At 60.3% G+C, this 15779-nt stretch carries 14 protein-coding genes; 8 read left to right on the plus strand and 6 right to left on the minus strand.

All coding sequences use genetic code 11. The annotated features are described in order from the left end of the window. Both CLU80_RS09665 and CLU80_RS09670 read right to left on the minus strand, forming a co-directional pair. Positions 1 to 717: an LrgB family protein gene (locus CLU80_RS09665; RefSeq protein WP_099757276.1), complete on the minus strand. Its 717-nt coding sequence runs from the start codon at positions 715 to 717 to the stop codon at positions 1 to 3. Next, positions 717 to 1079, minus strand: a complete 363-nt coding sequence (locus tag CLU80_RS09670; RefSeq protein ID WP_093434544.1) for a CidA/LrgA family protein — start codon at positions 1077 to 1079, stop codon at positions 717 to 719. Before CLU80_RS09670 ends, CLU80_RS09665 begins: the two co-directional genes overlap by 1 nt. A 193-nt stretch (positions 1080 to 1272) precedes the next feature. Here CLU80_RS09670 and CLU80_RS09675 point away from each other — a divergent pair, with 193 nt between their 5' ends. From CLU80_RS09675 to CLU80_RS09685, 3 genes are all read left to right on the plus strand, one after another. Then, positions 1273 to 1728: a MaoC family dehydratase gene (locus CLU80_RS09675; RefSeq protein WP_007909575.1), complete on the plus strand. Its 456-nt coding sequence runs from the start codon at positions 1273 to 1275 to the stop codon at positions 1726 to 1728. 112 nt (positions 1729 to 1840) lie between these two features. Beyond that, the gene (locus CLU80_RS09680) at positions 1841 to 3568 is read left to right on the plus strand and encodes a C13 family peptidase (protein WP_099757277.1); all 1728 of its coding nucleotides are present in this window, start codon (positions 1841 to 1843) and stop codon (positions 3566 to 3568) included. 27 nt (positions 3569 to 3595) lie between these two features. Further along, positions 3596 to 4237 (plus strand): oxidoreductase, encoded by a 642-nt coding sequence (locus CLU80_RS09685; RefSeq protein ID WP_093434538.1) that lies wholly within the window; start codon positions 3596 to 3598, stop codon positions 4235 to 4237. A gap of 107 nt (positions 4238 to 4344) precedes the next feature. On the opposite strand, the gene CLU80_RS09690 is transcribed toward CLU80_RS09685, so the two are convergent. The 4 genes from CLU80_RS09690 to CLU80_RS09705 all read right to left on the minus strand — a co-directional run bounded on the left by CLU80_RS09690 (position 4345) and on the right by CLU80_RS09705 (position 9309). Next, the gene (locus tag CLU80_RS09690; RefSeq protein ID WP_099757278.1) at positions 4345 to 4629 is read right to left on the minus strand and encodes a YceK/YidQ family lipoprotein; all 285 of its coding nucleotides are present in this window, start codon (positions 4627 to 4629) and stop codon (positions 4345 to 4347) included. Next, entirely contained in the window at positions 4622 to 5269 is a 648-nt protein-coding gene (gene ubiX / locus CLU80_RS09695; protein ID WP_007909567.1) for a flavin prenyltransferase UbiX, read from the minus strand. The genes CLU80_RS09690 and ubiX overlap by 8 nt, the downstream gene beginning before the upstream one ends. After that, positions 5266 to 6615, minus strand: coding sequence for a UDP-N-acetylmuramate:L-alanyl-gamma-D-glutamyl-meso-diaminopimelate ligase (gene mpl, locus CLU80_RS09700; protein WP_099757279.1), 1350 nt, complete (start codon positions 6613 to 6615; stop codon positions 5266 to 5268). Before mpl ends, ubiX begins: the two co-directional genes overlap by 4 nt. 780 nt (positions 6616 to 7395) lie before the next feature. Then, the gene (locus tag CLU80_RS09705; RefSeq protein WP_099757280.1) at positions 7396 to 9309 is read right to left on the minus strand and encodes a sigma-54-dependent Fis family transcriptional regulator; all 1914 of its coding nucleotides are present in this window, start codon (positions 9307 to 9309) and stop codon (positions 7396 to 7398) included. A gap of 301 nt (positions 9310 to 9610) precedes the next feature. Between CLU80_RS09705 and exaC the strand changes: the two genes are divergently transcribed. From exaC to CLU80_RS09735, 5 genes are all read left to right on the plus strand, one after another. Continuing rightward, positions 9611 to 11131, plus strand: a complete 1521-nt coding sequence (exaC, locus tag CLU80_RS09710; RefSeq protein ID WP_016984137.1) for an acetaldehyde dehydrogenase ExaC — start codon at positions 9611 to 9613, stop codon at positions 11129 to 11131. A gap of 280 nt (positions 11132 to 11411) precedes the next feature. Then, entirely contained in the window at positions 11412 to 12782 is a 1371-nt protein-coding gene (gene eat / locus CLU80_RS09715) for an ethanolamine permease (protein WP_099757281.1), read from the plus strand. A gap of 190 nt (positions 12783 to 12972) precedes the next feature. Beyond that, positions 12973 to 14367 (plus strand): ethanolamine ammonia-lyase subunit EutB, encoded by a 1395-nt coding sequence (locus CLU80_RS09725; protein ID WP_099757283.1) that lies wholly within the window; start codon positions 12973 to 12975, stop codon positions 14365 to 14367. Further along, positions 14364 to 15197 carry an ethanolamine ammonia-lyase subunit EutC gene (eutC, locus tag CLU80_RS09730; protein ID WP_414925485.1) on the plus strand — a complete coding sequence of 278 codons (834 nt, stop codon included), beginning with the start codon at positions 14364 to 14366 and terminating at the stop codon, positions 15195 to 15197. The genes CLU80_RS09725 and eutC overlap by 4 nt, the downstream gene beginning before the upstream one ends. A 115-nt stretch (positions 15198 to 15312) precedes the next feature. Next, a complete protein-coding gene (locus CLU80_RS09735; RefSeq protein ID WP_007910890.1) occupies positions 15313 to 15774 on the plus strand; it encodes a GNAT family N-acetyltransferase in 462 nt (153 codons plus the stop codon). Positions 15775 to 15779 lie beyond the last annotated feature (5 nt).

A 15779-nucleotide genomic window follows, 5' to 3' on the forward strand; every position in this document is an offset into this window, starting at 1 on the left:
TTACACCACCATCGACACCGCCAGCGGCAGGAAGACTGCCGTGGCCACGCCCATCAGACTCATCGCCAGCGCCGCAAACGCGCCGCACTCATCACTTTCCTGCAACGCCACCGACGTGCCGACCGCATGCGCGGTCATGCCCAGCGCCATGCCACGTGCCTCGGGACTGTGCACGCCGAGGCGAGTCAGTAGCGCCGGGCCGAAGATCGCACCGATCACCCCGGTGATCAACACGAATACCGCCGCCAGCGCCGCAACGCCACCAATCTGCTCAGCCACCAGCATTGCGATCGGTGAGGTCACCGACTTCGGCGCCATGGTCATCAGAATCATGTGCTCGGCACCGAACCACCAGCCCAGCAACACGCCCATGCCCGTCGCGACCACCCCGCCTATCATCAGCGTAGTAAAAATCGGCCAGAACAATTGGCGAATACGCCGCAGGTTGAGATACAGCGGCACCGCCAGTGCCACGGTCGCCGGGCCAAGCAGAATGCTGAGGATCTCGGTGCTCTTGCGATATTCGGCATAGGTCAGGCCACAGCCGACCAGCACACCGATCACCAACAGCATGGAGACCAGCACCGGTTGCAGAAAGATCCAGCGGGTTTTCTCGAAAGCCGCCAGCACCAGTTGATAGGCGCCGAGGGTGATGCCGATGCCGAACAGCGGATGATGGATAACGGAGGCCCAGGCGCCCTGCCAGTCAAAGAGCATCAGGACTCCTCCGACGTGGGGGCGTGCCGTTTGACCAGGCGTTGCATCAGCACCCCGGCGAAGGCCATCGACAGGATCAACGACAGCACCAACGCACCGACAATCGCCCAGAAATCCGCGGCAATGTCGCTCGCATAAACCATCACGCCCACGGCCGGGGGCACCAGCAGCAATGGCAGATAGCGCAGCAGGCTGCCAGCAGCGAGGTTCAGCGGCTCCCCCACTTCACCGCGAACGATCAGGAAGACCAGCAACAGCAGCAGACCGATGATCGGCCCCGGCAGCACTGGCAAGAGCAAATGATTGAGCGCCGTGCCGAGCAATTGGAACAGCACCAGCAGGGTCAGGCCACGTAGCAACATCCGACATCTCCGTCTTACTTTTCACCCAGCAGGGGCTCGGCATTATAAGCACGCCTGCGCTATGGATCGGCATTCGCCAAAAGCATGGTCGGTTGACCGGAGCAAATCGCCATGATGATCTACAGTGGTTCGCAGGGCGGTCAAATCCCCCACCTGAAAAACTATAAAACCGATGAACCCAAGGAGAGTCTCAATGCCCTATGTTCCCGTTGCAGAGCTCAAAGATTATGTCGGCAAGGAACTCGGACGTTCCGAATGGCTCACCATCGATCAGGAACGCATCAACCTGTTCGCCGAAGCCACCGGTGATTATCAGTTCATTCACGTCGACCCGGTCAAAGCCGCGCAAACGCCATTTGGCAGCACCATTGCCCACGGTTTCCTGTCGTTGTCGCTGATCCCGAAATTGATGGAAGACATCCTGATTCTGCCGCAAGGCGTGAAGATGGTGGTCAATTACGGGCTGGACAGCGTGCGTTTCATCCAGCCAGTGAAGGTCAATTCCAAGGTCCGCCTCAAGGTCGATCTGGGCGAAGTGACCGAGAAAAAACCGGGCCAGTGGCTGCTCAAGGCCACCGCGACACTGGAGATAGAAGGCTCGGACAAACCGGCCTATATCGCCGAACCACTGTCGCTCTGCTTCGTCTGATGGTTCTGGATGCGAAGCAGCGCACGCTGTTTCGCGTCAACACTGTTTTTACCGGCTGCATTAGGTCACATAGCTGCGGCATACTCGGTCGCCTAATTGCCCGGATCCCGCTATGCGCTCACTCGCTCGTCTTGCACCCCTTGCCTTGACCCTGATGCTCACCGCGTGCGGCGACGGCGAATCGCTGCTGCCCCCGGATGCGCGCCTGCCCGACGGTGGACGCTATCGTGGTGAACTGGTCGATGGCTTGCTGCAAGGTCAAGGCCGCGTCGACTACCCCAACGGCAGCTGGTATGCCGGGCAGTTCGATAAGGGTCAGTGGCACGGTCAGGGCGAATGGCATGGCAGCAACGGCGAGGTCTATCGCGGGCAGTTTCAGCAAGGCCTGTTCGACGGCCAAGGCAGCCTGACCACCAACGCCAGCAGTTACACCGGCGGCTTCAAACAGGGACGCCGCGAGGGCGAAGGCACCCTGAAAGAAAACGCCATGACCTACCGTGGCGAGTTCAAGGCTGACCAATACTCCGGGCTCGGCCGTCTGGAAATGGACGACGGCAGCTCCTATCAAGGCCAGTTCGCCCACGGCAAGCCCAACGGCGAGGGCCAGCGCGGCGATGCCAGCGGTAACTCGTTCAGCGGGCATTTCGTCAACGGTCAGCTGGAAGGCAAAGGCACCTTCAACAGCGCGGACGGCGATATCTACGTCGGCGGCTTCAAGAACAATCAACTGCACGGCAAAGGTCGCTACGAAAACGCCGACGGCGATGTCTGGCTCGGCCAGTTCAAGGAAGGCGCGCTGACCGGCAAGGGCGAACTGATCGGCGCCGACGGTAGCCATTACATCGGCACGTTCAGCGACTGGCGCTTCAGCGGTCAGGGCCGCTTGAACCTGTCCGATGGCAGCTTTTACATCGGCGGCTTCGACAACGACAGTTACTCCGGACGCGGCACCCTGGTGCTCACCGATGGCAGTGTGATGAGCGGCACCTGGGTCAATGGCCAGCGCGTGCGCGACGCCGACGGCAAGTTATTGCCCGATACGCTCGAACTCGGCTTGCTCGCTCAGGGCCGCCTGCTTGATGACGCGTTGGCCGCCATTCCCGCGTCGACCCCGGCGGTCGAGTTGTACACGTTGACCCTCGGCGGCGACGGCAAACAAAGCGTATTCCTGCGCGAATCCGACTACGTCGCCAACATGCTCAACACGCGCTTCGGCGCTTATGGCCAGGTCCGTCTGGTCAACCACCGTGACCACCTCGGCGACCGGCCGATGGCCACCCGCGAGAACCTGCGTCGTGCCGCGCAAACGCTGGCCGAACGCAGCGGCCCGGAAGACCTGCTGTTCATCTACCTGACCAGCCACGGCACCGCCGAACATGAGCTGGTGCTCGACCAGCCACGCATGGAACTGGCCGACCTGCCCGCCGATGAACTCGCCGCTGTACTGGCGCCGCTGAAAAATCGCGACAAGATCATCGTGATTTCGTCGTGCTACTCCGGCGGCTTTATCCCGGCGCTGAAAGACGAACGCACGCTGATCATGACCGCCTCGCGCGCGGATCGGGTGTCCTTCGGCTGCTCGGAAGAAGCCAACTTCACCTACTTCGGCGATGCACTGTTCGCCCAGGCGCTGAACCAGACCGATGATCTGGAGCAAGCCTTCAAACTGGCCAAGGCCACCGTCGCCGAGCGTGAACTGGCGGATAATTTCGAAGCGTCGGAGCCGCAGATCTGGGCGCCGAAAACCGTGCTGTCGCACTGGCAACTGCTGCGCAAACAGCAAGCCAGAAAAGCATTGCAGAGTGCTGCATTGAACGACGGAGCGACAAAGAGCAACTAAGCTGAACAGTATCAAGGGAGAGACACTATGTACTTGACGCCTCAGCACGTATTGCTTGCCGGAGCCACCGGTTTGACCGGTGAACATCTTCTCGACCGTTTGCTCAACGAGCCGACGATTTCTCGCGTGCTCGCCCCTTCCCGTCGCCCCTTGGCCGAACATCCGCATCTTGAAAACCCGGTGGGCGATCCGCAGGTGTTTCTGCCGCAACTCAGTGGCCGCGTCGACATCGCCTATTGCTGCCTCGGCACCACCATCAAACAGGCCGGCTCTGAAGCAGCGTTTCGCGCGGTGGATCTGGACATGGTGGTGGCGTTCGCCAAACGCGCGCGGGAGATGGGCGCGCGGCATCTGATCGTGATCAGTGCGATAGGCGCCGATCCGAAATCGTCGGTTTTCTACAATCGGGTCAAAGGCGAAATGGAGCAGGCCTTGCGTGCGCAGGACTGGCCGCAATTGACCATTTGCCGGCCTTCGCTGTTGTTGGGTGAACGGACCGAACCACGTCTGGCCGAGCAACTGGCCGCGCCGTTGTCAAAGCTGATTCCGGGTAAATACCGGGGCATCGAAGCGTGCCAATTGGCGCGGGCGATGTGGCGGTTGGCGCTGGAAGAGCAGGATGGGGTGCGGGTGATCGAGTCGGATGAGCTGCGCAAGCTGGGCAAATAATCCATAGCGTCAGGAAGAAAGCTTTCGCGAGCAGGCTCGCTCCCACAATTGCACCGCGTCCCCCTGTGGGAGCGAGCCTGCTCGCGAATAGAGTGCGCAGCACTCCCCTACAATCCACCAGTCGCCTGAAAACTCACGCCAATCACCGTGAGCAGTGACAACGGCAACAACAATGTATCGAGTAATGCACTCGCTGGCAGATCCACCCCCGGATAGCTCGGCGCTTCAGCCCCGAACCGATCCATCGCGCAACACCCGCCATTCAATGCATACAACTCCAGCCGCGTCCCGGAATACACCACCGGCGCGCCCGGTTTGGCGGCGTCGAGAGTGCGCGCAGTGGCGCAACCGGTCAGTTGCAGCGCCAGCAAAATCGCCAGCAGCTTATTCATCGCTGCTCAGATGATGCTCACCCCAACGCGGCAGCATGTCCTGGGGAATGCCGAGCAGATTGAGAATCCGCGCCACAACGAAATCGATCAGGTCATCGATGGTCTGCGGCTGATGATAGAAACCCGGTGAGGCCGGCAGAATCGTCACACCCATGTTCGACAGCTTGAGCATGTGCTCCAGATGAATACTCGAATAGGGCGCTTCGCGCGGCACCAGAATCAATTGGCGACGCTCTTTCAAAGTAACGTCGGCGGCGCGTTCGATCAGGTTGTTGCAGGCGCCGGTGGCAATCGCCGACAACGTCCCGGTGGAACATGGCACCACGACCATCGCTGCCGGTGCGCCGGAGCCCGAAGCCACCGGCGACATCCAGTCTTCCTTGCCGTACACGCGGATCTGCCCGGCGGCAGCTCCGGTGTATTCGGTCAGGAAGGCCTGCATCATTTGCGGCTTGGGCGGCAGCGTCACATCGGTCTCGGTGGCCATCACCAGTTGCGCAGCCTTGGAGATCAGGAAGTGCACCTCGCGATCTTCACGCACCAGGCAATCAAGCAGGCGTAAACCGTATTGAGCACCGGACGCGCCGGTCATCGCCAGCGTGATGCGTTCGGGGCCATTGCTCTCAAAACGAGTGTTCATTGCAGCGCCTCGGCGAGTTTGCCGTGCAGGCCGCCGAAGCCGCCGTTACTCATGATCACCACATGCGTACCCGGCTGCGCCTGGCTCTTCACGCGCTCGATGATGCCTTCCAGCGAGTCGCTGACGATCGACGGCACGGTGCACAACGCGGCAGTGCCGGCCAGGTCCCAGCCGAGGTTGGCCGGAGCGTACCAGATCACCTGATCGGCATCGACCACGCTGTCCGGCAAACCATCACGGTGCGCGCCGAGTTTCATCGAGTTGGAGCGCGGTTCGATGATCGCGATAAGAGGCGCGTCGCCGATGCGTTTGCGCAGGCCGTCGAGGGTGGTGGCAATGGCAGTCGGGTGGTGGGCGAAGTCGTCATAGATGGTAATGCCGCGTACTTCAGCGACCTTCTCCATGCGGCGTTTGACGTTCTTGAACGCGCTCAGGCCAGCGATGCCCATCGACGGCACCACGCCCACATGACGCGCAGCCGCCAAAGCAGCCAAGGCGTTGGCGACGTTGTGCTGACCGCTCAGCTCCCACTCGACGGTGCCTTGCGACACGCCTTCGAACATCACTTCGAACGCCGAGCCGTCTTCGCTGAGCAGTTTGACCTGCCATTGGCCGCCGGCACCGGTGGTCTGCACCGGGGTCCAGCAGCCCATTTCGATCACCCGTTGCAAGGCCGGCTCGGTGGTCGGATGGATGACCAGGCCTTCGCTCGGGATGGTCCGCACCAAGTGGTGGAATTGCCGCTCGATCGCTGGCAGATCCGGGAAGATGTCAGCGTGATCGAACTCAAGGTTATTGAGTATCGCTGTGCGCGGACGGTAGTGGACGAATTTCGAGCGCTTGTCGAAGAAGGCGCTGTCGTACTCGTCGGCCTCGATCACAAAGAACGGCGTACCGCCTAAACGCGCCGACACCGAGAAGTTCTGCGGCACGCCACCGATCAGGAAGCCCGGGCTCATGCCGGCGTGTTCCAGGACCCAGGCGAGCATGCTGCTGGTGGTGGTTTTGCCATGCGTACCGGCAACCGCCAATACCCAGCGACCTTGCAGCACATGGTCAGCCAGCCATTGCGGGCCGGACACGTACGGCAGACCTTTGTTCAGCACATATTCCACCGCCGGATTGCCGCGGGACATGGCGTTGCCGATTACCACCAGATCCGGTGCCGGATCAAGTTGCGCCGGATCGTAGCCCTGCGTCAGTTGAATGCCTTGGGCTTCCAGCTGCGTGCTCATCGGCGGATAGACGTTGGCGTCGGAGCCGGTCACGTGATGGCCCAGCTCTTTGGCCAAGACCGCCATCGAGCCCATGAAAGTCCCGCAGATACCCAGAATATGAATGTGCATAGTCGACCTCGTAAAACATGGCCGCAGGTTAGCGTAGGGAGGGGGAAATCGCACTCTTTAGGTGAGGGGCGGGACTGGTTGGCCGCAGTATCTCGGTTCGGCTGCTGATTGTCGCCCCTCACCCCAGCCCTCTCCCGAGGGAGCGGGAGCCGATCTCGGTCGCTTTCAAATCTTGAGTTCGGCTCAATATTTCAGATCGGCGTAAATCGCCAGAACACCTCGATCAGCCCCCTTTCCCCCAAGTAGAAAGAGCCAATCTCGGTTGCTTTCAAATCCTGAGTTCGGCTCAATATTTCAGGTCGGCGTAAATCGCCAAAACACCTCGATCAGTCACCTTTCCCCTCGGGAGAGGGAGCCGATCTTGGTTGCCTTCAAATCCTGAGTTCGGCTCGATATGTCAGGTCGGCGTAAATCGCCAAAACACCTCGATCAGTCACCTTTACCCCAGGGAGAGGGAGCCGATCTCGGTCGCTTTCAAATCCTGAGTCCGGCTCAATATTTCAGGTCGGCGTAAATCGCCAAAACACCTCGATCAGTCACCTTTCCCCAGGGAGAGGGAGCCGATCTCGGTCGCTTTCAAATCCTGAGTTCGGCTCAATATTTCAGGTCGGCGTAAATCGCCAAAACACCTCGATCAGTCACCTTTCCCCTCGGGAGAGGGAGCCGATCTTGGTTGCCTTCAAATCCTGAGTTCGGCTCAATATTTCAGGTCGGCGTAGATCAGTAGACCGACTCGTTCAGTCCCCTCTCCCTCCGGGAGAGGGCTAGGGTGAGGGCCTTCTAACTGACCCGCCGCTCAATCCCATGCTTACGCAGCTTCCTGTAAAGAGTGTTGCGGCTGACACCCAGTTGCTGAGCCGTTTGGGTCATGTGCCAGCGGGTTTGCTCCAGCGTATTGAGCAGAGCCAACCGTTCGGCGTCTTCCAGCGGATGATCGGACTCCTTAACCGCTAATACTGCCGGACTCCCCTGCCGAATCATCACCGGTAAATCCTCAACCCCGATCCGCCCTTCATCACACAACGCCGCCAGCGTACGCAGCACATTGCGCAACTGCCGCACATTCCCCGGCCACTTGAAGGCCAGCAAAGCCTGTCGCGCCGGCTCTTCGATCAGGATCGCTTCAGCGCCCGCCTCTTCAGCCAGCAGAAAATCCAGCAACTGCGATTTATCACTGCGCTCGCGCAAAGCCGGCAACGCCACTTCCAGGCCGTTGAGCCGATAATACAAATCCTCGCGGAAGCTGCCGTCCGCAACCCGATCCAGCAGATGGCGGTGGGTGGCGCTGATGATCCGCACGTTGACCGCTTCCGGTTCGCCGCCAATCGGCACCACCTGCCGATCCTCCAGCACCCGCAACAACCGAGTCTGCAAGGCCAGTGGCATATCGCCGATTTCATCGAGGAACAACGTGCCGCCGTCGGCCTGTTGCAACTTGCCACGCATGCCGTCCTTGCGCGCACCGGTGAAGCTGCCCCCGCGATAGCCGAACAGTTCGCTCTCGATCAGGCTCTCGGGAATGGCCGCGCAATTAAGGGCAACGAAAGCTTTGCTCGAGCGTTGACTGGCCTGATGCACGGCCTTGGCGAAGGCTTCTTTGCCGGAGCCGGTTTCGCCGTTGATCAACAGTGGTACGTCGCGCTCGAAGACGCGCAAGGCTTTTCGGAAGTCAGCCTGCAACGCCTCATCACCGAGACAGATACCCGACAAGCGCGGCGCCCCAGCCACTACCGGCGTCGATAGCATCGGTACAGGTTTGCGCGATTCCCCGCGCAACACAGCAAACAAATGTCGCCCGTCACAGGTGCGCAGTGGCCAACTGGCACTGGCATTGGCACTCGCGCGGCCAAGCAATTCATCCAGTGAACAATCGAAAAACGCCTCCACCGGTTTACCCAGCAAACCACCGCGAATATGCCCGAGCAAATTCAGTGCACTCTGATTCACCGCGCTGATCCGCCCTTCCCCGTCAAACGCCAACAAGCCTTCGCTGAACAACCCGACCGATTCGGCCTGCAGATGAAAACGCAACAACCATTGGTTATCGAAACAACGCAGGAAGTAGCAACTCTCGATCATCTTCGCCGAGAGGTTGACCAGCGCCATGGTATGAAACTGGCTCTGCCGCGAGACATCGTGACGCGCTGAAGACACGTCGAGCACCGCCAACAGTTCACCGTGCGGGTCGAACACCGGGCTCGCCGAACAGGTCAGGCCGGTGTGACGGCCGCGGAAGTGTTCGTCCTGATGGATGGTCAGGGCCTGACGCTCGACCAGGCAGGTGCCGATGCCGTTGGTGCCTTCGCAGGCCTCGCTCCAGTCAGCACCAAGCCACAGCCCGGCGCGTTCGAAGATCTTGCGTTCGGCCGGCGCGGTGACGCAGTTGAGGATCACCCCGCGCGCGTCGGTCAGCAGCACCGCGTGGCCAGCGCCGGAGAGTTGTTGATGCAGGCTGCTCATTTCATTGCCGGCGATCTGCAGCACTTGTTGCAGGCGTTCGCGGCTTTCCAGTACGCGTCCGTGTTCAAGCACGGTCGGCGCCATGCTTAGCGCCGGGTCGAGGTGATAGTCCTCAAGACAGCGCAGCCATGAACGGGCAATCGACGGATCGGCGCCGGGCCCGTGCAGGTGCGGTTTGCCCTGGGTCACGGTGAGAACCTGTTGGGCATGGCGACTCAAATGATTGTCGTGCATTTCTTATTGTTCTCCCCGAGGCTCGACGGCCCAATGCTGAGGTGATGCCCAGCATCCTCCAGCCATCGACGCATTGCAATGCTGGCAAGACTGTCCGGTCACTGGCTGTGCCAAAAGCGGTACAAGCTGTCACCCCCGCTGTACCGAAACCGTCACAGGTGCCATCCGCCCGTCCGACAAAAACCTGCCAAACCCTTGATTTACCTGCCCTGCACGGCAGTGGCCCGACCTTTGCTCTACGCTTATAGCAAGCGCACTTGCGCGTTTCTCTAATAAGTACAAAGCCAAGGAGAACATCATCATGCGTTACGCTCACCCCGGTACTGAAGGCGCCAAAGTCTCGTTCAAAGCCAAGTACGGTAACTACATCGGCGGCGAGTTCGTCGCGCCTGTCAAAGGTCAGTACTTCACCAACACCTCGCCAGTCAATGGCCAACCGATTGCCGAATTTCCCCGTTCCACTGCCGAAGACATCGACAAGGCACTGGACGCCGCCCACGCCGCTGCCGACGCGTGGGGCGCGACCTCCGTGCAGGCGCGCTCGCTGATCCTGCTGAAAATCGCCGACCGCATCGAACAGAATCTCGAACTGCTGGCGATCACCGAAACCTGGGACAACGGCAAAGCCATTCGCGAAACCCTCAACGCCGACATCCCGCTGGCCGCTGACCATTTCCGCTACTTCGCTGGCTGCCTGCGCGCCCAGGAAGGCAGCGCTGCCGAAATCGACGGCAACACCGTGGCCTATCACATTCACGAACCGCTGGGCGTGGTCGGCCAGATCATCCCGTGGAACTTCCCGATCCTGATGGCCGCGTGGAAACTCGCGCCAGCGTTGGCCGCTGGCAACTGCGTGGTGCTCAAACCGGCCGAGCAAACCCCGCTGGGCATTACCGTGTTGCTGGAACTGATCGGTGATCTGCTGCCGCCGGGCGTGCTGAACATTGTTCAAGGCTATGGCAAAGAAGCCGGCGAAGCGCTGGCCACCAGCAAACGCATCGCCAAGATCGCCTTCACCGGCTCGACCCCGGTCGGCTCGCACATCATGAAGTGCGCCGCCGAAAACATCATTCCGTCGACCGTGGAACTGGGCGGCAAGTCGCCGAACATCTTCTTCGAAGACATCATGCAGGCCGAGCCGACCTTCATTGAGAAAGCCGCTGAAGGTCTGGTGCTGGCGTTCTTCAACCAGGGCGAGGTCTGCACCTGCCCATCGCGCGCGCTGGTACAGGAATCGATCTACGACGAGTTCATGGCTGTCGTGATGAAGAAAGTCCTGCAAATCAAACGCGGTGATCCGCTGGACACCGACACCATGGTCGGCGCGCAGGCGTCCGAGCAGCAATTCGACAAAATCCTTTCGTACCTTGAAATCGCCAAGGGCGAAGGCGCCGAGTTGCTGACTGGCGGCAAGGTGGAAAAACTCGAAGGCAATCTGTCGACCGGCTATTACATCCAGCCGACCCTGCTCAAGGGCACCAACAAAATGCGCGTGTTCCAGGAAGAAATCTTCGGCCCGGTGGTGAGCATCACCACGTTCAAGGACGAAGCCGAAGCCTTGGCGATCGCCAACGACACCGAGTTCGGCCTCGGCGCCGGTCTGTGGACTCGCGACATCAACCGCGCCTACCGTATGGGCCGGGCGATCAAGGCCGGCCGCGTATGGACCAACTGCTACCACCTGTACCCGGCACACGCCGCGTTCGGCGGGTACAAGAAGTCCGGCGTCGGCCGTGAAACCCACAAGATGATGCTCGATCACTATCAGCAGACGAAAAACCTGCTGGTGAGCTACGACATCAATCCGTTGGGCTTCTTCTAAAAACCCGGGGCAACACTGATGTTTCAGTGTTGCCCTATCGACCGCTATCGCGAGCAGGCTCACTCCTACAATTGCACCGTATTCCTCCTGTAGGAGTGAGCCTGCTCGCGATTGGCGTCCTCAATGACACAACACAAGGCCTGGCCGCTCTGGCACGGCCCTTGCGTACCCGTCATTCAGGTTTCGCACTAAAACTGCCGCTGCGTGAACAGCACTCATCCACCCAACTACTGCACCCGAAAGTCCAACAGATCGAACAATAAAAAAACAGAGAGGACTTATGACTTCCACCACACAGCTCAAACCCACACTCGGCACCCTGCATCTGTGGGGCATTGCCGTCGGCCTGGTGATTTCCGGCGAATACTTCGGCTGGAGTTACGGCTGGGGCACCGCGGGCACCCTCGGATTTCTGGTCACGGCGCTGATGGTCGCGACCATGTACACCTGCTTCATCTTCAGCTTTACCGAATTGACCACCGCCATCCCGCACGCCGGGGGGCCGTTTGCCTACAGCCGTCGGGCGTTCGGCGAAAAAGGCGGATTGATCGCAGGCATCGCCACGCTGATCGAGTTCGTCTTCGCGCCACCGGCGATTGCCATGGCCATCGGCGCTTACCTGAATGTGCAATATCCTGAACTTGATCCGAAGATCGCCGCCGTCGGCGCGTATTTCGTGTTCATGACCCTGAACATCCTTGGTGTCAGCATCGCGGCGACCTTTGAGCTGGTAGTCACCGTGCTCGCCGTCGCCGAGTTGCTGGTGTTCATGGGCGTGGTCGCGCCGGGCTTCAGCTTCAGTAACTTCGTGCTGAATGGCTGGTCGGGCGCCAACGAATTCACCCTAGGCTCGATTCCGGGGATCTTTGCGGCGATACCCTTTGCGATCTGGTTCTTCCTCGCCATCGAAGGTGCAGCCATGGCGGCCGAAGAGGCGAAAGACCCGAAACGCACGATTCCCAAGGCCTATGTCAGCGGCATTCTGACCCTGGTGTTCCTCGCCATCGGTGTGATGGTCATGGCTGGCGGTGTCGGCGACTGGCGTCAGTTGTCGAACATCAACGATCCGCTGCCGCAAGCGATGAAAGCCGTGGTCGGTAATAACTCGTCGTGGATGCATATGCTGGTGTGGATCGGTCTGTTCGGGCTGGTGGCGAGTTTCCACGGGATCATCCTCGGCTACTCGCGGCAGTTCTTCGCCCTCGCCCGCGCCGGTTATCTGCCTAAAGGCCTGGCCAAGCTATCGCGCTTCCAGACGCCGCATCGGGCGATTCTGGCCGGTGGCGTGATCGGCATCGCGGCGATTTACAGCGACGGCCTGGTCAATCTGCAAGGCATGACCCTGACGGCGGCGATGATCACCATGTCGGTGTTCGGAGCGATCGTGATGTACATCATCAGCATGCTCAGCCTGTTCAGACTGCGTAAGACCGAACCGAATCTGGAGCGCACCTTCCGCGCCCCGGGCTATCCGGTGGTACCGGCGATTGCGCTGTTTCTGGCGGTGGTGTGCCTGATCGCGATGGCGTGGTTCAACACGCTGATCGGTTGTGTGTTCCTCGGTTTCATGGCCGCCGGTTACCTGTATTTCCAGCTGACCGCCAAGCAGCGCTCCGAAGCGCCGGCAGACGCTATGCTCGAAGGTATCTAGTTGCACCGGCACCGGGCCTTTCGCCCGGTGCCCGCTATATAGAAGTGCATGAAAATCCAATGTGGTAACGAGCCTGCTCGCGAAAGCGGAGTATCAGTCGACAATTGTTTTGAATGTCGGTCCGCTTTCGCGAGCAAGCTCGCTCCCACAGGGGACTGAGTTATCCACAGAATCAGGAGGACACCGCCCCATGGCCGCATTCGCCCATTCCGTCGGCGCCCAGACCTATCGCTTCGACAGCCTCAAGGACGTCATGGCCAAGGCTAGCCCGGCGCGTTCCGGGGACTTTCTTGCCGGCGTCGCCGCACTTAACGACGGCGAGCGGGTGGCTGCGCAAATGGCGCTGGCCGACATCCCGCTCAGGCATTTCCTGCAAGAGGCGCTGATTCCTTATGAGTCCGATGAAGTCACCCGACTGATCATCGACACCCACGACAAGCAGGCCTTCGCGGTCGTCAGCCACCTTACCGTCGGTGGTTTCCGCGACTGGCTGCTCAGCGACGCCGCCGACGAAACCAGTCTGCGTAACCTCGCCCCGGGCCTGACCCCGGAAATGGTCGCCGCCGTGTCGAAGATCATGCGCGTGCAGGATCTGGTGCTGGTGGCGCAAAAGATTCGTGTCGTCACCAAATTTCGCGGCACCCTCGGCCTGCGCGGACGTTTGTCGACGCGCCTGCAACCCAATCATCCGACCGACGAACCGTCCGGCATCGCCGCGAGCATTCTCGACGGTCTGCTCTACGGCAACGGCGACGCGATGATCGGCATCAACCCGGCCACCGACAGCATCGCCTCGATCTGCGCCATGCTGGAAATGCTCGACGCGATCATCCAGCGCTACGACATCCCGACCCAGGCCTGTGTACTGACCCACGTCACCACCTCCATCGAGGCGATCAACCGCGGCGTGCCGCTGGACCTCGTGTTCCAGTCGATTGCCGGCACCGAAGCGGCCAACGCCAGTTTCGGCATCAACCTGAATGTCTTGCAGGAAGGCTACGACGCCGGCCTGAGCCTGAATCGCGGCACCCTCGGGCAAAACCTGATGTATTTCGAAACCGGTCAGGGCAGCGCCCTGTCGGCCAACGCCCACCACGGTGTCGACCAACAGACCTGCGAAACCCGGGCCTACGCCGTGGCGCGACATTTCAAGCCGTTTCTGGTGAACACCGTCGTAGGATTTATCGGCCCGGAGTACCTGTACAACGGCAAACAGATCATCCGCGCCGGCCTCGAAGACCATTTCTGCGGCAAGTTGCTCGGCGTGCCGATGGGTTGCGATATCTGCTACACCAACCACGCCGAAGCCGATCAGGACGACATGGACACCCTGCTGACCCTCTTGGGTGTCGCGGGGATCAACTTCATCATGGGCATCCCCGGCTCCGACGACATCATGCTCAACTACCAGACCACCTCGTTCCACGACGCCCTCTACGCCCGCCAGACCCTGGGCCTGAAACCGGCGCCGGAGTTTGAGCAGTGGCTGGCGAACATGGGCATCTTCACCCAAGCGGACGGCAAGGTTCGCTTCGGTAACAACTTGCCGCCGGCCTTCCGCCAGGCGCTGGCGCAACTGGGATGAGTCACATGGAAAAACCGCCCGTGGACCCGCAAAACCCTTGGCTGGAACTGCGCCGCCTGACCCCGGCACGGATCGCCCTTGGCCGCACTGGCACCAGTCTGCCGACCAACGCGCAACTGGATTTTCAGTTTGCCCATGCCCAGGCACGTGATGCCGTGCATCTGTCATTTGATCATGCCGGACTCAGTGCGCAATTGACTGAACGCGGACGCGAAAGCCTGCTGCTGCACAGCGCCGCTACGGATAGAAACAGTTATCTGCAACGCCCGGATCTGGGACGCAAGCTCAGCGATGAATCGGCGCAGGCCCTGCGTGAATACGCTGCGGCGCATCCGGGTGGTGTCGATCTGGCGATTGTCGTGGCCGACGGCCTGTCGGCACTGGCGGTTCATCGGCATACCCTGCCGTTTCTGACCCGACTGGAGGAGCACATGAGCGCTGACGGCTGGTCGATGGCGCCCGTTATCCTGATGGAACAGGGTCGCGTTGCCGTCGGTGATGAAATCGGCCAATTGCTCGGTGCAAAAATGCTGGTGATGCTGATTGGCGAGCGCCCGGGCCTCAGCTCACCGGACAGTCTCGGTTTATATTTCACCTACAATCCAAAAATCGGCCTGACCGACGCCTACCGCAACTGCATCTCCAATGTGCGGCTCGAAGGCTTGAGCTACGGCATGGCGGCGCATCGCTTGCTCTATTTGATGCGCGAAGCCTGTCGGCGGCAGCTGTCAGGGGTCAACCTGAAGGACGAAGCACAGGTTCAGACGCTGGAATCGGACGCCGGTGTAGACATGAAAGGTAATTTCCTACTCGATCCGCCCACAACCTGAACCGTTTCCGCATTGCGTTTCTGCGCCGGTTTCAGGCAGGATCGATGCACGGCCGCACGGGTTTCCCATCGCCGTCAGAGCAGTTGAAGACAGCCACTTGAAGACGAGACCTATCATGCGGATTATTCAAGCGACCCTCGAACATCTGGATTTGTTGACTCCGTTGTTCGTCAAATATCGCGAGTTCTACGGTTCCCTACCTTACCCGGATTCCTCCCGTGCGTTCCTTGAAAAGCGTCTGCGCCGCAAGGAATCGGTGATCTACCTGGCCCTGGCCGACGATGACGACAAGAAGCTGATGGGCTTTTGTCAGCTCTATCCGAGCTTCTCCTCGTTGTCGCTCAAACGCGTGTGGATCCTCAACGACATCTATGTCGCCGAAGACGCGCGCCGGCAACTGGTCGCTGACAACCTGATCCGCACTGCGAAGAAAATGGCCAAGGAAACCCAAGCCGTGCGCATGCGTGTCTCCACCAGCAGCAACAATGAAGTCGCGCAGAAAACCTACGAGTCCATCGGGTTCAAGGAAGACACCGAGTTCAAGAACTACGTGTTGCCGATCAGCGAAGAGCTTTGACCGCG

It is taken from the genome of Pseudomonas sp. 29, from assembly GCF_002754355.1.
Taxonomy (GTDB): Bacteria; Pseudomonadota; Gammaproteobacteria; order Pseudomonadales; family Pseudomonadaceae; genus Aquipseudomonas; species Aquipseudomonas neuropathica.